The 21,692-nt window shown below is 47.1% G+C and carries 21 protein-coding genes; 6 read left to right on the top strand and 15 right to left on the bottom strand.

All coding sequences use genetic code 11. From position 1 onward, the window contains the following. Nucleotides 1-3: 3 nt before the first annotated feature. The 8 genes from LJ740_RS01135 to LJ740_RS01170 all read right to left on the bottom strand — a co-directional run bounded on the left by LJ740_RS01135 (nucleotide 4) and on the right by LJ740_RS01170 (nucleotide 6,970). The gene (locus tag LJ740_RS01135; RefSeq protein ID WP_229527206.1) at nucleotides 4-891 is read right to left on the bottom strand and encodes a metal ABC transporter permease; all 888 of its coding nucleotides are present in this window, start codon (nucleotides 889-891) and stop codon (nucleotides 4-6) included. 5 nt (nucleotides 892-896) lie between these two features. Continuing rightward, nucleotides 897-1,646, bottom strand: coding sequence for a metal ABC transporter ATP-binding protein (locus LJ740_RS01140; RefSeq protein WP_229527207.1), 750 nt, complete (start codon nucleotides 1,644-1,646; stop codon nucleotides 897-899). 5 nt (nucleotides 1,647-1,651) lie between these two features. Continuing rightward, nucleotides 1,652-2,539, bottom strand: coding sequence for a metal ABC transporter solute-binding protein, Zn/Mn family (locus tag LJ740_RS01145; RefSeq protein WP_229527208.1), 888 nt, complete (start codon nucleotides 2,537-2,539; stop codon nucleotides 1,652-1,654). Between the two features lie 24 nt (nucleotides 2,540-2,563). After that, nucleotides 2,564-3,052: a hypothetical protein gene (locus LJ740_RS01150; protein ID WP_229527209.1), complete on the bottom strand. Its 489-nt coding sequence runs from the start codon at nucleotides 3,050-3,052 to the stop codon at nucleotides 2,564-2,566. A gap of 16 nt (nucleotides 3,053-3,068) precedes the next feature. After that, nucleotides 3,069-3,401 (bottom strand): hypothetical protein, encoded by a 333-nt coding sequence (locus LJ740_RS01155; RefSeq protein ID WP_229527210.1) that lies wholly within the window; start codon nucleotides 3,399-3,401, stop codon nucleotides 3,069-3,071. Then, complete coding sequence (locus LJ740_RS01160; RefSeq protein WP_229527211.1) at nucleotides 3,394-4,218, bottom strand: DUF4198 domain-containing protein; 825 nt, start codon at nucleotides 4,216-4,218, stop codon at nucleotides 3,394-3,396. Before LJ740_RS01160 ends, LJ740_RS01155 begins: the two co-directional genes overlap by 8 nt. Then, a complete protein-coding gene (locus LJ740_RS01165) occupies nucleotides 4,218-4,697 on the bottom strand; it encodes a DUF2271 domain-containing protein (RefSeq protein ID WP_229527212.1) in 480 nt (159 codons plus the stop codon). The genes LJ740_RS01160 and LJ740_RS01165 overlap by 1 nt, the downstream gene beginning before the upstream one ends. Nucleotides 4,698-5,191: 494 nt before the next feature. Continuing rightward, nucleotides 5,192-6,970, bottom strand: coding sequence for a cyanophycinase (locus LJ740_RS01170; RefSeq protein ID WP_229527213.1), 1,779 nt, complete (start codon nucleotides 6,968-6,970; stop codon nucleotides 5,192-5,194). Nucleotides 6,971-7,332: 362 nt separating this feature from the next. Here LJ740_RS01170 and yfcC point away from each other — a divergent pair, with 362 nt between their 5' ends. Continuing rightward, nucleotides 7,333-8,817 (top strand): putative basic amino acid antiporter YfcC, encoded by a 1,485-nt coding sequence (yfcC, locus tag LJ740_RS01175; RefSeq protein ID WP_229527214.1) that lies wholly within the window; start codon nucleotides 7,333-7,335, stop codon nucleotides 8,815-8,817. Nucleotides 8,818-8,826: 9 nt separating this feature from the next. Then, a complete protein-coding gene (gene iadA / locus LJ740_RS01180; protein WP_229527215.1) occupies nucleotides 8,827-10,023 on the top strand; it encodes a beta-aspartyl-peptidase in 1,197 nt (398 codons plus the stop codon). 31 nt (nucleotides 10,024-10,054) lie between these two features. Here the strand turns inward: iadA and LJ740_RS01185 are convergent, their stop codons facing one another. Next, the gene (locus tag LJ740_RS01185; protein ID WP_229527216.1) at nucleotides 10,055-10,864 is read right to left on the bottom strand and encodes a thioesterase family protein; all 810 of its coding nucleotides are present in this window, start codon (nucleotides 10,862-10,864) and stop codon (nucleotides 10,055-10,057) included. A gap of 235 nt (nucleotides 10,865-11,099) precedes the next feature. Between LJ740_RS01185 and LJ740_RS01190 the strand changes: the two genes are divergently transcribed. After that, entirely contained in the window at nucleotides 11,100-12,548 is a 1,449-nt protein-coding gene (locus tag LJ740_RS01190; protein ID WP_229527217.1) for an MFS transporter, read from the top strand. A 10-nt stretch (nucleotides 12,549-12,558) separates the two neighbouring features. On the opposite strand, the gene LJ740_RS01195 is transcribed toward LJ740_RS01190, so the two are convergent. The 6 genes from LJ740_RS01195 to LJ740_RS01220 form a co-directional block, all read right to left on the bottom strand. Continuing rightward, nucleotides 12,559-13,857 carry an allantoate amidohydrolase gene (locus tag LJ740_RS01195; RefSeq protein WP_229527218.1) on the bottom strand — a complete coding sequence of 433 codons (1,299 nt, stop codon included), beginning with the start codon at nucleotides 13,855-13,857 and terminating at the stop codon, nucleotides 12,559-12,561. After that, on the bottom strand, nucleotides 13,850-15,067 hold the full coding sequence (locus LJ740_RS01200) for a pyridoxal-phosphate-dependent aminotransferase family protein (RefSeq protein ID WP_229527219.1): 1,218 nt from the start codon (nucleotides 15,065-15,067) through the stop codon (nucleotides 13,850-13,852). The genes LJ740_RS01195 and LJ740_RS01200 overlap by 8 nt, the downstream gene beginning before the upstream one ends. A gap of 37 nt (nucleotides 15,068-15,104) precedes the next feature. Then, nucleotides 15,105-15,926, bottom strand: coding sequence for a sulfite exporter TauE/SafE family protein (locus tag LJ740_RS01205; RefSeq protein WP_229527220.1), 822 nt, complete (start codon nucleotides 15,924-15,926; stop codon nucleotides 15,105-15,107). Then, nucleotides 15,926-17,500, bottom strand: a complete 1,575-nt coding sequence (locus tag LJ740_RS01210) for a gamma-glutamyltransferase family protein (RefSeq protein ID WP_229527221.1) — start codon at nucleotides 17,498-17,500, stop codon at nucleotides 15,926-15,928. The genes LJ740_RS01205 and LJ740_RS01210 overlap by 1 nt, the downstream gene beginning before the upstream one ends. Then, nucleotides 17,497-18,669, bottom strand: coding sequence for an amidase (locus tag LJ740_RS01215; RefSeq protein WP_229527222.1), 1,173 nt, complete (start codon nucleotides 18,667-18,669; stop codon nucleotides 17,497-17,499). The genes LJ740_RS01210 and LJ740_RS01215 overlap by 4 nt, the downstream gene beginning before the upstream one ends. A 283-nt stretch (nucleotides 18,670-18,952) precedes the next feature. Beyond that, nucleotides 18,953-19,768 (bottom strand): MurR/RpiR family transcriptional regulator, encoded by an 816-nt coding sequence (locus tag LJ740_RS01220; protein ID WP_229527223.1) that lies wholly within the window; start codon nucleotides 19,766-19,768, stop codon nucleotides 18,953-18,955. A gap of 96 nt (nucleotides 19,769-19,864) precedes the next feature. Between LJ740_RS01220 and cobB the strand changes: the two genes are divergently transcribed. The 3 genes from cobB to LJ740_RS01235 all read left to right on the top strand — a co-directional run. Next, nucleotides 19,865-20,557 carry a Sir2 family NAD+-dependent deacetylase gene (gene cobB / locus LJ740_RS01225; RefSeq protein WP_229527224.1) on the top strand — a complete coding sequence of 231 codons (693 nt, stop codon included), beginning with the start codon at nucleotides 19,865-19,867 and terminating at the stop codon, nucleotides 20,555-20,557. A gap of 14 nt (nucleotides 20,558-20,571) precedes the next feature. Further along, on the top strand, nucleotides 20,572-21,213 hold the full coding sequence (locus LJ740_RS01230; RefSeq protein WP_229527225.1) for a LysE family translocator: 642 nt from the start codon (nucleotides 20,572-20,574) through the stop codon (nucleotides 21,211-21,213). A 149-nt stretch (nucleotides 21,214-21,362) separates the two neighbouring features. Then, nucleotides 21,363-21,692: pirin family protein (locus LJ740_RS01235; RefSeq protein WP_229527226.1), on the top strand; the 330-nt coding region annotated here is incomplete at its 3' end.

Here is a 21,692-nt window from a genome sequence, read left to right on the forward strand (position 1 = left end):
GATCTACCTCACCGCTGCTTTGGAAAGTGAAAACCGGGTAATGGCCACAATAAACCACAGACAAGCACACAGGATAATGGCCGGCCCGGTGGGTACAGCCCATTGCAGATACATGGGCAACAACACCCCGGCAAGTGCGCTGCTTGTAGCGATCAAGATTGACCAGAGCAACATGGTTTGCAGATTCGTTGCCAGAAGGCGGGCACTGGCTGCGGGAATAAGCAACAAGGCTCCTACCAGTACTGCACCGATTATTTTTACAGCTGCGACGGTCATTAAGGCGATGAGCAGCACAAAAACATAGTCATGCAATTTGGTTTTCACTCTTAAACTTTGGGTAATTTCGGGTGAAAGTGCAGCCAGAAAAGCTTTGTTGGAAAAACGCAGTGCCAAGCCCAGTGTAAGCATGAACATTACCGCCAGGATCACGATATCCTGCTCATTGGCGGTTAAAATAGAACCAAATAACACCTGTTCTACGAGGTGGGCATTGACCTGTTTTGCCACAAACATCAAAAGTGCGGCGCCTACGGCCAGCGCAAATGAGAGAAACACGCCAATCAGTGCGTCATATGGCACGGCAGTTCGGCCTTTAACCCACTGTAAAGTCATTGCGAATAGAATTGAAAAGGCAAACAGACTTATCCAGGGGGCGGATATTGGTTCTCCCAAAAGAATACCGATGGAAACCCCGGTCAGTGCCGAGTGTCCCACGGCTTCAGATAAAAAGGCCAGTCGCTTAACCACCACCAAAGTGCCGAGTGCTCCTAATAGCGGCCCTATCATCAGGGTGGCAAGAAAGGCGTTAATTAAAAACCCGTAGGAGAACATTTCTGGTAACCAACCAGCCGTAACCAGTTGCGAAAATAGTGTATGAATCAAATCCAGCATAGAAGTTACTGCCTGTAGGATAAAGTCAACGGATCGGCGTGTTCCTGCAGTGATAGCAGGACTTTCTGTGGCGTATCGACAGCAACGAGTGTGCCGTCAATTAACGCTGCGCGTTGACAATATTGTTCGACAATGTGCCAGTGATGCTCCACCATGATGATGGTATTGCCCTGCGCGTGGTACTGCTTCATAATTTCCAACAAGCGTTGTTGACCTGACTTGTCCACACCGGCCAGAGGCTCATCCAGCAACAAAACATCAGGTGATTGCAGCAGGGCGCCACAGATCAAAACCCGTTGTCGTTCTCCGGTAGACAGGGTGCCCAGGCGTTTGTCGGCAAAATCTCGGATATCAAAATTTTCCATGCCTTGCAGGATGCGCTGGTTGGGTTTGTGCCGCCACCATACCGGCCGGTCTTCCAAAACCATGCGTAAATAATCCAGCACAGTCACCGGCAGCGTTGATTCAAATGGCGCTAATTGTGGCACGTAGCCGATGTTTCCTTTGTGCTTTCCGGGCCAGGTATAACTGATGGTGCCCCGGTGTGGCACTATTCCGAGTAGCGCTTTGATCAGCGTTGATTTACCGCCGCCATTGGGGCCAACAACGCCAACCCAGGTGCCAGGATCGATAGTCAGAGTGACATCTGACAACAAAACACTCTGATTGACTTTGACACTTACCTTGTCAAAGGCAATGTGCGGTGTCGTGGTTTCTTTTTGTGTTATAGCTTTTGCAGATACCGGAATATTCATGGCGATTACCGTACCTTTGCGCGCGCGAATTCTATGGCCGCCGTCAAACTTTCTATATTGTGGCGCATTTCATTTTCCACCATCTCTCTGGTGTATTCGCCGTGCGTCATATGGGAAAAGTGGAACACTTTGATGCCGGTTTCTTTTTCAATGACATCAATGTAGTCATTGCTCATGTTTAACTCGGTGAACAACACATCTATGTCTGTTTTTCGAATTTCATCAATGGTTTGTTGCAATTGTGATGCGGTGGGTTTGACGCCATGAGCAGGCTCCACGACAGCGGAAACGGTCAGACCAAACTCCTGCAACAAGTAGCCATAAGCGTTATGGGTACTCGCGATTTTCAGATTGCTGACATCTCCGGTCAGCAACAATTGTTGCAATGGCTGTTTTAAATTCCTGAGCTTTCTGGCGTACAGAAAGGCGTTTTTACTGAAATACTTTGCATTTTGGGGCGACAAATCACCCAGCGCTTTGGCGATACTGTAGACTTGTCGAATTGCCGCATCTATCGACACAAATGTATGCGGATTTGATTTTGATTCATTACCCAACAACGGAACGTCTTTGTTGGCATATACCACCGTTAAATCAGGCGGATTGATTCGCTCTACCGCTTCTATCGCAAAATCATCGTGACCAATACCGTTCACCACTAGCGCATCAAGCGTATTCAGCCGGGCAATGTCCGCCGGGTTGAGGGCGTAATTGTGCGGGTTAAATCCGGTTTTTATCAGCGGCAATACGGTGGCTTTATCTGCTACAACGTTTGCAACATAAGAATAGTAGGGGTGTAAACTCACCCCAATGGTTAATTTCTCTGAGTCTTCTTGTGCTAAACCCTGGCGACAGAAAAAACAAAGCAATAATATCAGAAGCTTGTGTTTCATAATTTCTCTAAGGTTGCGGACCGTTTAATGCGGGTCACCCGTTACGGGTTTCCAGTTGCTGCCATGCTGGCAAAAGTGTGCCGCTGTATTGAGGTCGTTTTGAGCTTGTGTATCGTGTGCATGATCATCCTGTAGCCATTCAACTTGCCAGTCATGCTCCGGTTTTTTTATCAATCTGATTTGCACGTTGCCTTCCATGAAAACGAAACAGTTATCTGCCTCCAAAAATCGGTCACCTGACAGAAATGGCGTGATACCCTGAGCTGTTAGCGCTTCAAGCGTTACTTTATCTCCAACAATTTCCAGTTCCTGCATCAGTGCGATTTCTGAGCCAGCATTGGCCAATTGAATAGCGATGTTGCTGAAAGCTTTGGGTAACTTTACCGTCTTTGTGGCCGGATTACGTGTTAACAAAAGTAACAGGCTTGCTATCGATATGACCGACATGACGCCAATAAAAAAAGCGCGATTTTCCAGCTTACTGCTGTGTACAGGGACGATTTCTTTGATCACTTACTTCACTTCGGTACTAATTGAGCTCAACATAGTCAAATTCGGCGGGGCTTTCGTGCCCCGGGTCAAACTTAATGTAAAATTCCATCTCAGGAGCTTTAATCTGCGCACTTCCGTCTGAAGCGGTTTTAACCTTATCTAACAGTTCGTCGTCGTAGGAATAAACCCGCAGTTCAACTTCACCAGCGAGACTGGCATCACTGTATCCGGCTTCGCAAGTGATCAGCGAATTATCGCTGGCATCTTTGTTACAGGCTAAAGTGGGGTAGTGGGCATAGGCTGCACCCGTCATTAGCGCAGCGCAGCTTGTGACCCAAACCAGTAACCCTGATAAACCGCGACTATTCATAGATCACTTCAAAAGCAAAATAGATTCGGGTTCTTGCAATGTCAGCTTCAGGATCATGGCTGGGTTGTGAGTGAATCACTTTCATCATGTATCGGCCGCCCTGATCAAGGGAAAAATTAACATCCCCGTTATTGTCACTTTTCAGCTCCAGTGCCACAGGCTCTTCGCGGTATTGCGGGCCTTCGAGTTCAACCGTGACGTCTTGTTCGGCGATAGGTTTACCGTCGAGTAATAAACGTACTGTTAAATCTTCCCCGGTGACAAAATCGGCAGGGTGGGTAACCGGAACAAGTTCAACGCCTTCGTTTTTGGGTGTCAATACAGCCTCGGTTGGGGCGTTGTTGGTGACATAGGACATACCAATTGTCATGTATCTAACAGTTTCCGGATTTTTAGCATCTTCAGGAATGGACGCCATTAATTCGGTCTTGTTCATGCGCATACGTTTGAGAGAATCACGCTTGCCGATGGTATAACTGGAGTGGTATGACGGACCACGCCAATATTCTAGTTTTACCGTACCATCACCTTCTACTGGCAGGTCAAAGGTAGAACGGCGGGCTCCCTTATAAAAAGCACCGCGATAGCGAATTTCCTTACCGTCAGTACCAAAAATTTTGACGCCTTCACTGGGCATAGAAAAATCAGAACGGTAGGTTGTATGAGTTGCGGTTATATCAACAGGAACCGTGGTGGACTTGTCACTATTGAGGGTAAAGTAGTCAGGCCAAATGTAGATATCGTGTGCATTTGAAGCAGAACTTAACATTGATCCAACGAGATAGCTGCAGGCCAGTACCAAACGTTTGGTTTTCATTATTTTTCACCTATGGTTAGAGTGAGACCACCGAGTTCGTTTTCAGGGTCAAAGTGGTAAGTGTTAACAGAGTCGGTTAAATCAATCGCCTGTTTTACCAGTGTGCGGCCACCATCTTCTCTGACAACTTCGATATAAAATGTGAATGCTTGTAATTCAGGTAACTGAAACGTCTCGGAGTATTTACCCGGACCTTTCGTCGCGCCGGTAATGCCATCAGCTGTTTCGCCGTAACGCCCCAGTTTTCGCCACCAACGCCGAATGTCGACCAACCACTTGTCTTTGTCGGCGCGTTTTAAGTGCCACAGCAGCAATGTTTCTTTTGACTCCTTCGCTTCCAGCCATATGGCGACATAGGGTGCGTTATAGTTAGCAACATTAAACTCGGGTAATTCGAAATCAACTTTCAGTGTCGCTGCACTGAGTGACGAGCTTACTGAAAGTAATATGGCCATCAGCAATGATTTATTGCGCAACATTATTTAACCTTACTGCTTTGCGTTTTAACAACGGGGTAGTTTTGAGGGGGATATTTAAACGCGAATAACAATAATTTACAATAGGAAATGCAAATAATTATCATTTGTGTGAGTTGGTTGCTGGCTTAGACTCTAATGGCTTTGTTTATTGTTTGCTATGGATAATGGTGTCGATGATCTGATGCGATGAGAAATTACCCGCGCCATAACGAAAAATGCCCAGATGAAAACATCTGGGCTAGGGGAATGGCTCATAAAGAGCCGTGCGCTAACTAAAATCTGTTGTCGGTAAGCAACGAATCGCTGCTAAAAACTGTCCGGAGGATCATTAGTGTAGCGCAAAGTCCGGTCAATAATAAAGTTATAATTCAAAAAAACTTTTTATATTTTATTTCAAATACCTAAAGCCTGGTCTGGTTAAGTTATGCACAACTATTGTTTATTTATTAACAAGCTTTTCCACTGCCCTGAATAAATTGTGTACAAGCTGTGTGTCAGTTTTCTACACCAAATAAGAGATTGCGATAACTACAACCCTCCAGGTCAAATGCAGTGATTCGATGGAAACGTGTATCGTCGCTGGGATTAACTAACCAGGCTACATGGTTTACTGTCCAACGGTGAAACTCCTGGGTTCCACAATTTACCGCCACCTGACGTCGAAATTCACCTTGTTGGGAAATTGGCACCAGGGTTTTAACATCGGCAATCACACTGTTTTTAGCCGTTTTAAAGGTAATCATATTGGTGCTGTGTTCAAATTGGACCGATTCACCATGCTTCAGGTAATGACTTAATCCAATTATCTGATGTTTACCCGCCTGGGCTTTAAAAATGGCGTTTTGCATATCGGCTATAAACACGCCTCCAGCACCGATAACCTCAATGTCAGTGTGGTTTGGCGAGCTGACATTAACTAACATTGCGCTGTTTTCATCAATGCCAAATCCGTATCGCGTTTTGGTAAACGCAGCTAACATTGCAACCCTGCCATGCCGGTCTCGCTCTGAAAAGTGAGTGTCAACAATACCAGTGGTAAACAATCCTAACCCACCCTGAGGGTGATAGGTGAGATCATCTTCTAACAAACCGAGTGGGCAATTTTGATCCTTTTCGCAACCAAAAGGCGCAGGTTCCAGGGCAAATGCTCCTCTTATTAATGCCACCTCAGAGGTCCCCCCGGTGATCATGGGAATGGGTCTGCCCTTGTAGATACCACCAGCCATAACTGCTGCACCAGCACTGGTGCCAGCGACGATGAGTTGATCATTTTTTATGTTTTGTGCAATGAAATTGCCTAGCGTTACGCCACCACCCAGGTCTAAGTCCATACTGCGCAGTGTGCGTAGTTGATCGCCACCATTGATAAAAAGACCATGAGCCTGAGCTAATTGTTCACGGATTTTTTCCGGGTTTTGGCAAACAGCGAGTTGTGCGTCATAGGCCGCCTCATACAACCGCTGGCGATCGTATAACTGATGGCTGGCTTGCAGTTGTGCCAAATCTTCACATCGAAGGTCGGTGTTTACCAGGGTCGCTAAACTTTGGTCCAGTGGCAACCAGGTAACGGTAACATTCTCGTTTGGAAGCACTGACACGGCGGCCTGTTCCAGAATAGTCTGATAATAGTGAATAGCGGCAAAATGATCCCTGGCAGATGCTGTGCTAAACACCAGGTTTAACGATCCATCATGGTTTTTTTTGCCGGCAGCCTGCTTTATAAAGGTTTCAATTATGGCCTTACTGGCCTGGTCTTTTGACGCGTTGAATTTGATGGTTTCATCAGTTTCTGAGGCGATTTGACTATAATCCAGAATCGCATAATAGACGGAATTAGGGAGATTATTAAACAGCGCCGCTCCATCAAATGCCTGGCTTACCTTAGCAAAGGCGTTTTTCATTGCGGACGGGCTGTCAACTTTCATTGGGTTTGCATAAAAATAATCAAACGCTGAATTTAATTGCAATTTGGTATTCGCTGCTAATTTTGTGTAGCCCGGAGTTTCTGCAATTTTTGACAGGGTTTCTCGTGCTAAATAAAATTGACTGACTTGGGCGTGGGTGTCATTAAATATCAGGTTATTGCAGTGTTCCGGGCTCTTTGAACTACACAATTTAAGGCCGCCACCAATAAGCATTAACTGATGGGAAATGTCTTTATTTTCAGTGGCTTGGGGATATGTTTCGACGGTGTTTTGTTGTCCGGTGGCGAAAAGTGAATAACTTAAAGTGGCGACAAAAAAGAGTACTGAGCGTAGATGTTTAAATTTCATGTAATCCGATAATTGTGTCAAATAAGTTGACATTGAACCCGATTCTCAGTACCTATTCAAAGGATATTTCAACTCTTTGTATCTATTGTGGTGCAAATTGGAATGATGACCTGAATAAAAATATGATGATAAAAAAAGCAGTTTCATTTTCTACATACTTTTATCAAAGCTTTTATTTGTCGGAGTGGTTCGACGAATAGCTTTGAGTCCTCTTTTGCGCAATACAGTCTGGCGTGGTGGCATCTTCTATTTGATTGCAAAAACAATACTGACAGCTGAAAGCGCGCACTTCCGAATCCAGTGATCTATGTCACTAAAATGACCTAATATTATCTGCAACGACCTTTACCGCGGATTTGAATATGAAAGACGAGCCCAATCTTGCCACAAGAATGCCTGATGCATTTGTGATTTTGTTTTTTGTTGTGCTGCTTGCAGCACTTATGACTCATATTGTGCCTTCGGGGTATTTTGAGACAGCCGAAGTAACAAAAATCGTCAATGGTGAAGCAGTCAAACGAACACTCATCGTTCCCGAAAGCTTCAGGACTGTCACTGATAGTCAGGCTGGTGTAGCGGTATTCAGTGGTGGCAGTGAGCCTGGATTCATCAACTATGCGTTTGAGGGCATGGTGTCAGGCGATCGCAACGGCTCAGCTGTCGGTGTGGTGGCATTCATTCTGATTGTTGGTGGGGCGTTTGGCATCATCATGCATTCCGGCGCTGTGAATAACGGCATCATGGCTTTGATAAGACGTACCAAAGGCGCTGATGCGGTGATCATCCCCCTGATGTTCTTTTTGTTTTCATTAGGGGGCGCTGTTTTTGGAATGGGTGAGGAGGCCATCGCATTTTGTATTGTACTGACACCATTAGTTATTGCTCTGGGATACGATGCCATTACAGCGGTGTTGATTACCTACGTTGCTACCCAAATTGGGTTTGCTACATCCTGGATGAATCCCTTTAGCATTGCGATTGCGCAGGGCATTGCAGATATTCCGGTGTTATCGGGTGCCGATTTCAGGATTGTAATGTGGGCCGTGTTTACCAGTGTGGGGATCGTTTTTACGATGCGTTATGGCGCTAAAATTAAAGCAAACCCGGAAGCATCCCTTTGTTATCAATCGGATTTTCACTTTAGGCGGCAACACGATTCTCAGCTACAGGCGCAATATGGCATTGTTGATACACTGATTCTGTTGACATTGCTGGCAGGCATTGGTTGGGTGATCTGGGGGGTTGTGGTTCACGAATATTACATTCCACAGATTGCCACGCAGTTTTTTGCGATGGGGCTGTTGGTGGGAATTATCTGTGTCATCAGTGGCCGCATGACGCTGAACCGGGTTTCTGAGTCCTTTCAAACCGGGGCCAAAGAGTTGCTACCCGCCGCACTAATCGTCGGTATGGCAAAAGGGATCGTACTTTTATTAGGGGGCGATGATACCACAAGCCCGTCTGTATTGAACACCATTTTACATCATGCAGGTAGTGCCATGTCGGGGGTTAGCGATGTTGGCTCGGCTATCTTCATGTATGTATTTCAATCAATTTTTAATTTCTTCCTCGCTTCAGGTTCTGGCCAGGCGGCACTCACTATGCCTCTGATGGCGCCATTGTCAGATTTGGTGGGCCTGTCCCGGCAAATCGCAGTTCTGGCATTTCAACTGGGCGACGGATTAACCAATATTATTATACCAACGTCGGCATCGTTAATCGGTTGTCTGGGTGTGGCGCGCATGGACTGGAGTACCTGGGTCAGGTTTGCCTGGAAGCTCTATTTAATCTTCTTTTTGATGTCTGTGGCCACCATGACTGTTGCCGTTTTGATTGGTTATCAATAAGGATTTTTAATGTTTACACTGATCACAAATGTAGAGTTGTATTCTCCGACAGAAATGGGCGAAGTGGATGTATTAATCGCTGACCGCAGAATCGCCGCAATTGCGAATAATCTGGCGGAAAAAATGTCGGTACCTGAGGATCTCATGACAATTATTGATGGTCGTGGAAAACTCATGTTTCCCGGGCTCGTTGATTCTCTGGTGCACATTTCCGGGGGCGGTGGCGAAGGCGGGTTTCACACCCGTACCCCACAAATGAATCTCACGGATGCAACGACAGGCGGAGTGACAACGGTTGTCGGGGCACTGGGGACTGATGCCACGACGCGAACCTTGCCCGATCTGCTGGCCAAAGCACACGCCCTGGAATCTGAGGGGATCAGTAGCTACTGCTACACTGGATCTTATCAACTGCCGGCTCGAACGCTGCTGAACAATGTGACCGATGATGTCATTTTGATTGATAAAATCATCGGTATTGGTGAAGTCGCGATTGCCGATCATCGCTCATCACAACCCAGTGTTGATGAAATTAAACGCGTGGCATCTGAAGCGAGGGTGGGCGGTATGCTTGCCGGAAAAGCCGGTATAGTCAGTATTCATGTTGGCGACAGCGAATCCCGACTGGATGTTTTACACCAGGTGGTTGAGCAATCTGATTTACCTGTTACGCAATTTTATCCTACTCACATTAATCGTAGCGCGGGCTTGTTGGATGCGGGAATTAAGTGGGCAATGCAGGGTGGCTATATCGATTTTACTTCCAGCACAAACCAAAAATTCATTGATGAAGGTGAAATTCCGGCTGCAAAAGCTTTGGCAGATAGTCTGGATGCTGGGGTGCCGGTAGCGCAAGTAACCATGAGTTCTGATGGCAATGCCAGTTTACCGGTGTTTGATGCGGATGGTGAATTAGTGGGACTCGAAGTAGGACGGGTTCAAAGCCTTTATGAAGCATTTCAGTCTGCCGTACTGGACTATGGCGTTAGTATTGCGGATGCGATTAGTTCCGTGACACTCAATCCGGCCAGGGTATTAAAACTAAAACACAAAGGACGCATAGCGGTGGGGTGTGATGCCGATTTTGTATTGGCAGAAAAGTCAACGTTAGCGATTAAACAGGTTTATGCCAAAGGCCGCTGTATGCTGCGCAATGGGGAGCCGCTGGTTAAGGGAACATTCGAAGGGCAGGCACCAGGTCATTAATAAACAGGCCGTCTGAGAAGACGGCCTGACATTATTTTTGATCGAATATGGCAATTAGCTGTCTGCTGATGGCAACTAATTCGCCGTCTTTGTCATGAATTTGCGCTTCGGAGTGACCGTAACCCCCAAACGCCTGGACAGTGTGTGCTTCATAGGCTAACCAGTCTTCCGGAGCCAATGGTTTGTGCGGGTGCACAAACTCGACATTCCAGCTCATCGTACTGGCCGGGGCAGGGCCCAGCGGCATTTGCAATATGGTTGGTGGCCATGCATCAATAAGCGTTAAAATGTGAGCATCGGTAAAGGTTTTCGGCGCCTTTTTGAGTCTCATCCAGCCCTTGTAACTTGATGATTTACTGCCGGTAAAGGGTGTTTTTCCCTCAGAGATCGAAAGGTCAATGTGGCGTAAAAATTTAGGGGTAATGCCTGGGATCTGCGGTATGTATTTAGCCTTTTTAGGTTGCTCCGGTAGCGGCTTCTTTTCTGCCTCTACTTTAACTTTAGACTGTCTGTCCTGTGCAAAACAGGCCAAAGCAGTCAGGCTTATTTGTTGGTTTTGTATAATATTAGCGGTGATCTGCGTGGCATTCTTGCCCTGTCGTAAGATTTGCCAGTTGAAGCCAAACGGCTCTTCGGTATTCAGAGGCCCGACAAAATTAAAGGTAATGCTGCGCAATACCCGCTCAGAAGGAACCAGGCATTTTAATACCTGGTAGAGAAGACCCGCAGAAAGCCCGCCAAAAACGGTGCGACCCTGTGCCCAATCTCCGGGCACGGTTAATTGCAATTGCGCCAGGTCATCTGCGTCTTTAATGAGTTGAATATAATCATCCGGCTGCATAAAAAAGCCTGTGTTCTTGAATTTGGGAAGAGTATTGCAGATAACAGGTCGGATGTCTAACCAGTTGTTTGTGGTTGATTAAATCACCACAAGGGGTATTTTTGCTGGACAAAAAACATTCAGAAATACAGGATGTTAAGAAAATGTTAGTTTGCAAACGTATGCAAATACGCTATCTATTACAACAACGTTCGAAAAGTGCTTCAATAAGCCAAATCAAAAAAAATTATCACACATGTTAAATATTCAGAAAAACCTGTCTAATCGTTTTTACGCCATCCTGAGTTTACCCGCGACGGCAATGGGATTTGCCTTATCAGTACAGATCGCGGCAATGAGTTGGATACTGCAGACTCAATTTGGTCTGGATGTACACGATATCGGTTTTGTATGGGCTGCCGGACCATTAGCCGGCATTATCGGACAGGTTATTGTTGGGGCTATCAGCGATAATGTGTGGTTCTGGGGCGGCAGAAGACGGCCTTTTATTCTGATTGGCGGGGTACTGGCGGCGTTGAGCTTGCTGGCTTTGCCCAATATTGATGTTATTTCCAGCTCTCTGGGTGTTGAGGGGATAGTCGGTGTGGCTATCACCGTGGCTCTGGTATTGGATCTATCGATTAATGTTAGCTTTAATCCCACCCGCAGCATCATTGCAGACGTTACCCCTGAAGGGGAAGAGCGCACTAAAGGCTACACCTGGATGCAGACAGTTTCAGGTAGTTTTGGTGTCCTGGCTTATGCGATTGGCGCCTTTTGGAATAACTTTGCGCTCATTTATTTTAGTGTGTTTCTGGTGCTGGCCTTTTCGGTTATTCCCAATTTGTTTATTACCGAGCCAAAAGAACTGAAATCTGAGTTACATCCTGAGTTGGAGCAATCCAAAATGGGGTTTTTAGCGGGATTGAAAGTAATTCAGCCCTTATGGGGATTCCTGATTTATGGCATGTATGCCTTATTTGCCAGGTTGGCTGATATTCGTTTCGAACACTATTACATCGAAATCGTGTGTTTCCTGTTGACCCTGTTTTTTGTCGCCAAAACACTGTTAACCAAAGAACAGCACGACAACAATGTTACTGAACACCTGGGCTTTCAAAAGGTCCTGGCAGCTCATTCATTTACCTGGGTGGGTATTCAGTCCATGTTTATCTATATGACACCATTTGTGCGCTTTAACCAACCTGAGATTGATGACAATGCGTTGGGATCTGTCGTCGGTTACAGTTTCATGATCTTCAATGCCATTGCCGCAATATTACCGGTACTGTTGTTACAGCCGCTGTCGGCCAGGTTTGGGGCTGTCAAAACGCATGGCTGGTGCATCGCGTCCATGGCTGTGGGCTATTTTGCAATGACCTTTAGCGGGGCCAACACCTATGGAATATACCTGTTGATGGCGTTACTTGGGGTGGGCTGGTCAGCCACTATCAGTTTGCCTTTTGCCATTATGTCGCGCAAGGTCGAACAATCTAAAATGGGACTGTATATGGGCCTGTTTAACTTATCTGTAGTGTTACCACAACTGGTGGCCAGTCTTGGCGTTGGCTTAATAGTGGGCAACGCCGAGGACAAAAACGTGTTGTTTATCATCTGCGCGGTGTGCCTGGCTATTTCTGCCGTATGTTGGCTAGGCGTAAAAGAAGAGAAGCTAACCGCGGTGGAATCCGGTTCGGGACATTGATAGTGTCCCGTTAAGCACAAAGATCCGGTGAAGATAGCGACACCTGATTTTCTTCCTGATACTGGTTTTGATAAAAGCGTACAAAGTTATTGAGGACTTTCAGGGCGGCTTCGATGTCATCTACCATCACTGATTCTGCCGGATGGTGACTGATGCCTTTTTCACAGCGTACAAATAACATACCCACCGGACAAATATCAGCAATAGCCATAGCATCGTGACCCGCACCGGATGGCAAGGTAAATTGTCGATATCCGGCTGCGCTGATACTGTTGGATACCAGATGCTGCAATTTGGGATCACAGGCAACGGCATTGGCGCTGTGAGTCATTTTCCAGTCCAGCGTCACTTTGCGTTTTTCGGCTACCTGGCCTAAAACTTGTTGCAGGATTTCCAGTACGGTATCCCGTCTGCTGTCGATTTCGCTGCGGATATCCAGTGTAAACTCCACGTCACCGGGAATAACGTTGACGGCATTTGGATAATTGGCAATTTTACCGACGGTGGCAACCACACCAAGTTCCGTTGCAACTTCTTCTACTACCTGAATCATTTCTGCAGCGGCAACCAGCGCGTCAGCACGCATGGTCATAGGTACGGTACCGGCATGGCCTGCGTGACCTTTTATGTTCAGTTTGAAGCGTTTAGCGCCGGCAATGCCCGACACTGTGCCTACTGGCAGGTCTTCCGCTTCCAACACCGGGCCTTGTTCGATATGGGTTTCCAGAAAACCCAACAGTTTATCCTTAAGTCGGGATGCGTCCTGAATTTGGCTAAACTCACAACCAAAGTTACTTAGCGCTTCTTCGATGCTGATACCCTGAGCATCCACCAGCCCGGCCCATTGTTGTTGCCATAAACCGGTAATCGCGCGGCTACCTAACAAGGTTGTACCAAAACGCGTACCTTCCTCGTCACCAAACGCAACAATTTCCAGATGATAAGGCAGCTTTACCTTGTTGTCCGACAGATACTGGATTAGGGAAATGGGCAGAACAATGCCTAAAATTCCGTCGTAAATACCGCCATTAGGTACTGTGTCAATGTGACTTCCCATAACGAATGATTTTGCATCAGGGGTAGCACTTTTATAGCGGCCCCATTGGTTTCCGGCCTGATCTACCCAGGTTTCCATACCGGCAGCCGTCATCCATTGCGCCACCTGAAGGTTGGCCATGCTGTGCTCCGGAGTGAGGTAGCGCCGGTCCATGCCTTCATAGGACTGGCTGTGGAGTGCCAGGGCGTCACAACGGTTAAACACCTGCTCCGCGTAACCACTAAAATCTGGCGTTTGGGGGCGATTATGCACTTTGATATACCTCCAGAGCGTTGTCGATGGCTTCACCTGGTGACAGTTTATGACCGGCTCTTCTCAACACGGTTTCCAGTGATTGCAGCGTGTGTAACACAGCGTCTTTACGGGCGTTGTAACCCATAGTGCCGAGACGCCAGATTTTGCCATGCAATGGACCAAAGCTGGTGCCAATTTCAATATTGAAATCGTTTAGTAACTGACTGCGAATTTGCTCGCCGTTAACATTTTCCGGAATGTAGACGCCGACAACATTGTTCATTTTGTGTTTCTGATCGCCAAACAACCTCAGGTTTAGTCCTGAGGCACCCTGGGCCATGGCATTGCCATGAAGCGCATGGCGCGCTATGCAGTTCGCCTGGCCTTCTTCCAACAGGTTAATGGCACACTCTCTTGCGCAGTACAGCATTGAAGTGGCTTCTGTATGGTGGTTGAGGCGCTCTTCTCCCCAATAATCAAGGATCATCGGAATGTCAAAATAATTGGATCTGATTCGGCTCGCGCTGCCATTTTCATGGTGTTCGCTGCGAATACCGGCTTCCACATGGTGCCTTTTTCGCACCAGCTCTACATAGCGCTCACTCAGAGTAATAGGCGCTGAACCGGAAGGACCGCCGAGGCATTTTTGCAAGCCCACTGAAACGGCATCCAATTGCCATTGGTCGGTTTCAAACGGGTTGCCACCGATTGAAGCAGTTGCATCAGAATAAAACAACACATCATAACGACGACAAATTTCGCCGAGCTGTTGTAGTGGCTGTAACATGGTTGTTGATGTATCACCCTGTACCATAGCCAGTACTTTTGGGCGTATCTTTTTAATGGCATCTTCAACCTGATCAGGGCTAAATACCTGACCCCATGGGACTTCAATGGTGTGTACCTCTGCACCTGCGCGTTCAGCGATTTCCTGTAACAGGTGTCCGAAGCGACCAAACACAGGCACGAGTACTTTGTCACCGGGCTCAATGCAGGAGACTAAAACTGCTTCTATCCCGGCCCGGGAGGTGCCGTCAATCAACAAGGTTGCGGTGTTTTCGGTGTTAAATACCTGCCGGTAAAGTTGCATTACTTCATTCATATAGCCAGTCATAACCGGATCGTATTGACCAATTAACTGCGTAGACATGGCCGAAAGCACCCTGGGATAGCAATTGATAGGCCCTGGTCCCATTAGCAATCTGGGAGGAGGATTAAGTCTTTTCATTACTCACCTTAAATTTGGAAAATAGCAACGTCATAGGTCACATTACCAGCTGAGCCAGCATCCGGACGCCGGTAATGCACAGCACAATGGCAAACACTTTCTTCAACATCGCACTGTCTAATTTACTGCCCAGGTGTGCGCCAAGCGGGGCAAATAAAACCGTTAATGGCACTATGCAGGCAAATCCAATCAGATTGACCAGCCCAAAGGTGCCTGGTGGTGCGTCAACCGGTGTTTGGCCCAACAGCAACATCGTCGTTGCGCCGGGTAAAGAGATTAACAACCCGATCGCGGCTGCTGTACCAACGGCTTTATGGGCCGGGTATTTACAGGCTGTCAGCATTGGCACTGAAAGGGTGCCACCGCCGATACCTACCATAGAGCTGAAAAAACCGATGGCGCTGGCCATAAGACTTTGCCCGGCTTTTCCCGGCAGGTACTCGGCGATATGCGACTGATTAGTGCGAAACAACATATTCAGCGCTGACAGTGTGGCAATCACCCCGAATAGCAGCGTAAACCAATGGCCGGAAATGCGGGTAACCAGGAAGCTTCCGGCCAAAACACCTATTAATATATAGGGCCACCATGCTTTGAGCAGGCTGCTATCCACATTGCCTTTTTTACGATGCGCTTTGATGGAACTCACCGAGGTTGGAATGATGGTGGCTAACGAAGTCGCTGTGGCGACAATCATGGCTGTTTCAGCTGAAACGCCAAAGCTCTGAAACAAAAAATAAAGTACCGGTACGATAACGATACCACCACCAACACCCAACAGGCCCGCCAGCAGGCCTGCAAATACACCCGTGACCATCAGAGCGGCCACTGTTGTCCAGTTATCCAGTAACAATTCCATTATGATGCTAATACCTCTTGTGCGATACCTTTGCCGTCACTGCGGGGATCAGTAACAGCCGTAATTTGCTGTGATGTTGACAGGTGTACTACTCCGGCATGGCCCATCATCTCGTTGAGCGCCTGCACAACAGCAATGTCATGTCCTTTATCCTGCAAAGCTTGCTTAATTTGGGGACTTAGGTTTTCTTCGATTTTTAAGTTGTGGCTGACATCTCCCCAGGTTCTGCCTAACAACCATCTAGGTTCTGTCACGGCGTCCTGCAATGACTTGCCCAGATAAGCAAATCGACTGAACAGGGCAGCCTGGGTTTGTGGCTGACCTTCGCCACCCATCGTGCCGTAAACCATTCTGTCACCATTGTGGAACTGTGCATAGGCTGGATTCAGGGTGTGAAACGGTTTTAATCCGGGCTGTAAATACTGCAGGGATTGAGGCGCCAATGAAAAAGACGTGCCACGATTATTCCAGACAATTCCGGTAGACGGGGAAACGATACCGCTACCAAATTCCCAATACAAACTTTGTATATAACTGACCATGCGCCCCTGATTATCACAGCAGCCCATCCAGACGGTATCTCCCGGTCTGGCTTCGTGTGGCCAGGGCAGGGCGGTACTCACTGAAATATTGGCTGCCAGTTCGTCCAGGGTTGCTGTTGTCAACCAACTGGATTGTGGAGCCGTAAGCCGGGAGGGATCGGCGATTGTGTTATTGCGCACAATAAATGCCTGTTTAGTACATTCTATAAGCAGGTGGATAACATCTGCCTCTGATTGTGCCAGATGCTGAACTTTGTCAAAGAGCGCCAAAATCATTAATGACGCCAGGCCCTGAGTTGGTGCCGGAAGATTGTAAAGGGTCGCTTTTGTGGTTTTTACACTCAGTGGCGTTACCTGATTAGCCTGGTAAGCCTGAAAATCTGCGAGACTGACTGGTGATCCTACAGCCGCCAGATCATTCGCCAGGCTTTGGGCAATGTCACCCTGATAAAAAGATTGCAGGCCCTGTTCACCTAAATAGTGCAACGTATTCCCTAATTGTTTTAGCTGCAGCTTTTGGCCTTTTTCTAAAATTTCACCATTGTTGCTAAAGACATGTCGGAACGCATCAAAACCTTGAAATTCTTGCTGAGTTTTTAGACTGGCGTCTTGCAAACTTTGCGTAACTTCGATGCCTGTCTGAGCATGATTAACCGCGTTTTGCAGAAGTTCAGCCAGAGGCTGTGGGGTTTGCCATTGCGCACTGATGTTGAGTGCTTGTTGCCATCCGGCAACAGCACCTGCCATAGTCAGAGCGGCGCCAGGTCCTCTGGACGGGATCTGTGCCAGCCCCTGATAGAACACAGGCGACGCGCTTCGGCATGCAGTGCCGCAGGCATCGATGGCAACAGGAGGCTTGCCGGGTTCACTGATCAACCAAAAACCATCACCGCCGAGCCCATTCATATGGGGATAAACCACTGCAATTGTCGCCGCAGCAGCCACCATCGCTTCAATGGCTGTACCACCGTTTTGTAAAACTTCAGTGCCGGCTTCTGCGGCGGCATGGTGTGGTGCGGTAAAACCGATCAAGGAGTTTCTCCTGTAAGTTTAAAAGCGTGCTCTATTAATGCCATATCTGTGCCTCCAGGCCCAATAAGCGAAAAGCCCAGAGGCGCTTCTGTCCCGGTATCTAATGGTATATGTAGTTGCGGTAGCCCGCCCAGACCTGCAAGCGCGGTAAGCCCTAAGAGGTGATTTCGGTACTGTACCAGATCTTCGGCACTGGTTTTTAACAAGGGAGCAGGTCCCGGCGTCGTGGGTACTAACAAAAAGTGATTATCTTCTAAATAGACTGCCATCGTCTGATTGACTTCCTGTTGATAACCCTGAGCAATGTATTGTTGTTCTTCAGTTAAACCTGCACACCAGTTGAGTCTTTGTTTAATATCCGGAGCAAAATTAGGGTTGTGTTTAGTTATCCATTCTCCGTGCTGTTGCCAGATTTCTCTGCCCTGCAAAACCCGAAATGCGTCACTGGCTTTAGCTAACAGACTGGTGGAAAACGCACAGGGGGTGAAGTTCATGTCAGTGTGGTGTTCGACCAGATTATCGATTGCCTTGCCATGGTAAACCAAATGATTGAGTTCCGTGCTGAAATGAATCTTTGCCGGTGAGGATACTGTGCCTTCAGGTAGCAGCACACGGGCCACCTTATTCATGGTTTTCAGGTCACGGGTCAACCAGCCCACGGTATCAAAGCCAGGTGCCAGTGCCACCATGTTATCTGTTGCCACTACGCCATGAGTTGGTCGCAAGCCATATAACCCATTATAAGAAGCAGGTACTCTGACAGAACCGCCGGTATCTGTGCCTAAACCAATGTCAGCTTCGCCGCTGGCGACGGCAGCGGCTGAACCACTTGATGAGCCGCCAGGTAAACGTTCAATTGCTTTGTAGTTTAGGGGCGTACCATAATGAAAATTTTGGCCATTTAAACTGTAGGCCAGTTCATCAGTTAGTGTCTTGCCCAAAAACTGCGCACCAGCGGTTAATAATCGGGTAACAACAGAACTGGTGGCTGTGGCTGGCGGGTGTGTTTTAAGCCAGTCTGGATTTCCTGCACCTGTGTTTAAGCCGTTGATATGGAACAGATCTTTAACGGCCAACGTGAGCCCATGCAAAGGCCCGTCTTGCGCAGAAATGGGCATGTCAGCGGTGTTATTTGCCCGAAATATAAAGGGATCGGTTTTGTTTTCCATATTCACATTATCAATGTAAGTTACAAAGGTACGATTTGTTGAGTGCGTTGACCTGATTGCGGATAAGGGCCTTATCACACTGATGAGGTCATCAGATTCTGTCCGAATATAACTACTGAAACAGAAAGTTAATAGAATAGGGTACTTAGCAGAAGAATGCGGAATAATTCGTAACCCATGCTTTAACCATAGACCAAAAATGGCTTGGTTTCAAATGTATTTTTATATGAAACAAATGTTTCATTTGTGTTGACCGTTTGGTCAGGAAAGAATGCGGGCTCTGTTAGATATCTTCTAATTCACCCAGTGATTTATACCCTTCGGAAATCGCGGAACTTCGCTGTGTTGCTTGCTCGCCAAGTGTGTTGTACACCGCATGGCATAGCATAGATATCATACTCATTGGTGCGGCGTAACTGTCCATCGCTAATTCTTCGCCCAATGAACACACCAGCAGATGATCGACGTCATCTTTGTAAATTTGTCCGGTACTGTCAGTCAACAAAATAATACTGGTGCATTTCTTTAGCTCGCCCAGCAGCGATTTGAATACCCTGGGACGACGTCTGAAGCCCACCACAATCGCCACTTCACCTTTGACTATTCCTTGCAATTCTTCACTGATAGTTTGGCCTGGTTGTGGCAGTAATCTCACTCTGTCTCTGAGTTGCAATAACTGCCGCTGAAAATGCATGGCCATGGGATAACTATTGCGATAACCAAAAATACTGATTCTGTCAGCATGGCATATCGCATCCGCTATTTGTTCAATGCCATAGCGTTGCAGGTATTCCCAGGCCGCTTTGATGCGCTGGTATTCACCTTCCAGAAATTGTTTATCACTGTGATTAGAGGCGATTGGTTGCCCTTGTGTACGGAGTTCCTGCTTAACCACTAAATGGTTTTTATAGCCTAGTTGCCGAAAAAAACGGCTGACGGTTGCTTTTGAGGTGTTGCACGCCTTAGCAATATCATTGGTAGATAATTTCAGTACCAGCAACGGGTCATTTTGTAAAAAGGTGGCGATTTCTCGGGCACTTGGCGGTAATTCACTGTAGTTTTGTTCAATTCGTTGCAAAAAGGGCAAAGTGTTGTTCAAATGCCTGTTCCTGATGAGCGTTACCTGATTCAATAATTCAATATGTAACATAAAGTTTGTCAGAACCTCAACTTTGAAGAACGAGTAATAAAGAATATGGGCAAAGTTGTCGTATTAACCGGCGCAGGAATTTCTGCCGAGTCGGGGCTAAAGACATTTCGAGACAACAATGGATTGTGGGAAGACCACCGTGTAGAGGAGGTGACAACACCCGAAGCGTTCGCCGTCAACCCTGATCTGGTGTATCGCTTTTACAACCTGCGCAGGGCACAATTGCAGTCGCCAGAAGTCAAACCCAATGCGGCGCATCTGGCACTGGCGAAATTAGAAAAGAAACTGGGTAAAAATCTGCTAGTGGTCACGCAGAATGTCGATAATTTGCATGAACAGGCAGGCAGCAAAAACGTGTTACATATGCATGGAGAATTGCTCTCGGCAAAATGCTGTAAAACCGGAAAGTCACAACACTGGACGCAAAACCTGGATCAAAGCAACGGCTGCAAATGTTGTTATCCCGCCAGACGCATGAGACCCGATATAGTCTGGTTTGGTGAGATGCCTTATTACATGGATGAAATTCAGGAGGCCTTGTATCAGGCTGACTTGTTTATCGCAATAGGCACTTCCGGCCACGTCTATCCGGCTGCGGGTTTTGTTGCACAGGCAGCCAGCTATGGGTGCCAGACGGTGGAAATCAATCTGGAACCCAGCGCGGTGGGTTCAGAGTTTGAGCAGCAATATTACGGTCTGGCTTCTGAACAAGTGCCGAAGTTTCTCGATACCTTATAAAGGAAAAAAATCACATGGATCTATTGCAGAGCTATTGGCTCGAATTCCTCACTATCGCAATCGCGCATTTGGTTGCTGTCGCCAGTCCAGGACCGGATTTTGCCGTGGTATTAAAAAACAGCGTGAGCTACGGACGCCGGGCCGGTGTGATCACCAGTATTGGCGTTGGTTTTGCGATACTGTTACATGTCGCATATTCATTGGCGGGGATTGGTATTTTAATTAAAACCACGCCCTGGTTGTTTACTCTGTTCAGTTACGCTGCAGCGGGCTATTTAATCTGGATTGGGGTACAGGGTTTGCGGAGCCAACCAGCACCGCCCGCCGAGGATCCCGAGGCGGTTGTTGACGGTGTTACAATCTCAGATAAAAAAGCCTTCTGGACCGGCTTTTTAACTAACGGCCTGAACCCAAAAGCCACCTTATTTTTCCTGTCACTTTACGCCGTTATCGTTAGTGCCGATACACCGATGGCGGTAAAGGCGGTATATGGCCTGTATATGACGCTGGCTACCGGCGTCTGGTTCTCGTTTCTGTCGTACGTGCTAAGCTCAAAAAAGGTCAGGGCGTTTATTGGTGACAATAGCCACTGGTTTGACCGGGTAATGGGACTAATCCTGATTGCTTTGGCCATTAAACTACTGACATCTGGCTAGAGCATGTTGACTGTTGTAAAATTGTACAGCAAAGGTCAACACACTCTGGTTATAGTTCTATTAAATTGAATGAAAAGGCGCATTTTATGCGCTTTTTTGTTATTTAAATTGATGGATAATAGTCGTTATCTTATTCAGGAGATTCGATTATGCATATACTCTCAAAACGTCCTGCACAGCCTACTCAGGATGGTGATGGCGTCAATATAAGACGCGTGGCGGATTTTAACTTTTTAGCTTTTGATCCATTTTTAATGATTGATGAGCTCAAGTCCGATGATGAGCAGGATTTCATTGGCGGATTTCCTCCTCACCCTCACCGGGGCATTGAAACCTTTACTTATATTTTGAAAGGTGGCTTTGAACACCAGGACCAGATGGGCAACAAAAAGGCAATCAAAGCCGGAGACGTGCAGTGGATGAGTACCGGTTATGGGGTAATCCACTCGGAGATGCCACTGGCAGATAGCAAAGAAGGT

This window comes from Planctobacterium marinum (genome assembly GCF_020687805.1).
GTDB classification, from domain to species: domain Bacteria; phylum Pseudomonadota; class Gammaproteobacteria; order Enterobacterales; family Alteromonadaceae; genus Planctobacterium; species Planctobacterium marinum.

Excerpts from the sequence above, each read along its gene's own strand:
- LJ740_RS01155 (WP_229527210.1), bottom strand. The coding sequence starts at position 3,401 with ATGAATAGTCGCGGTTTATCAGGGTTACTGGTTTGGGTCACAAGCTGC.
- LJ740_RS01205 (WP_229527220.1), bottom strand. The coding sequence starts at position 15,926 with ATGGAATTGTTACTGGATAACTGGACAACAGTGGCCGCTCTGATGGTC.
- LJ740_RS01170 (WP_229527213.1), bottom strand. The coding sequence starts at position 6,970 with ATGAAATTTAAACATCTACGCTCAGTACTCTTTTTTGTCGCCACTTTA.
- LJ740_RS01135 (WP_229527206.1), bottom strand. The coding sequence starts at position 891 with ATGCTGGATTTGATTCATACACTATTTTCGCAACTGGTTACGGCTGGT.
- LJ740_RS01190 (WP_229527217.1), top strand. The coding sequence starts at position 11,100 with ATGTTAAATATTCAGAAAAACCTGTCTAATCGTTTTTACGCCATCCTG.
- LJ740_RS01140 (WP_229527207.1), bottom strand. The coding sequence starts at position 1,646 with ATGAATATTCCGGTATCTGCAAAAGCTATAACACAAAAAGAAACCACG.
- yfcC (WP_229527214.1), top strand. The coding sequence starts at position 7,333 with ATGAAAGACGAGCCCAATCTTGCCACAAGAATGCCTGATGCATTTGTG.
- LJ740_RS01165 (WP_229527212.1), bottom strand. The coding sequence starts at position 4,697 with ATGTTGCGCAATAAATCATTGCTGATGGCCATATTACTTTCAGTAAGC.
- LJ740_RS01145 (WP_229527208.1), bottom strand. The coding sequence starts at position 2,539 with ATGAAACACAAGCTTCTGATATTATTGCTTTGTTTTTTCTGTCGCCAG.
- LJ740_RS01160 (WP_229527211.1), bottom strand. The coding sequence starts at position 4,218 with ATGAAAACCAAACGTTTGGTACTGGCCTGCAGCTATCTCGTTGGATCA.
- cobB (WP_229527224.1), top strand. The coding sequence starts at position 19,865 with ATGGGCAAAGTTGTCGTATTAACCGGCGCAGGAATTTCTGCCGAGTCG.
- LJ740_RS01200 (WP_229527219.1), bottom strand. The coding sequence starts at position 15,067 with ATGAAAAGACTTAATCCTCCTCCCAGATTGCTAATGGGACCAGGGCCT.
- LJ740_RS01230 (WP_229527225.1), top strand. The coding sequence starts at position 20,572 with ATGGATCTATTGCAGAGCTATTGGCTCGAATTCCTCACTATCGCAATC.
- LJ740_RS01215 (WP_229527222.1), bottom strand. The coding sequence starts at position 18,669 with ATGGAAAACAAAACCGATCCCTTTATATTTCGGGCAAATAACACCGCT.
- iadA (WP_229527215.1), top strand. The coding sequence starts at position 8,827 with ATGTTTACACTGATCACAAATGTAGAGTTGTATTCTCCGACAGAAATG.
- LJ740_RS01185 (WP_229527216.1), bottom strand. The coding sequence starts at position 10,864 with ATGCAGCCGGATGATTATATTCAACTCATTAAAGACGCAGATGACCTG.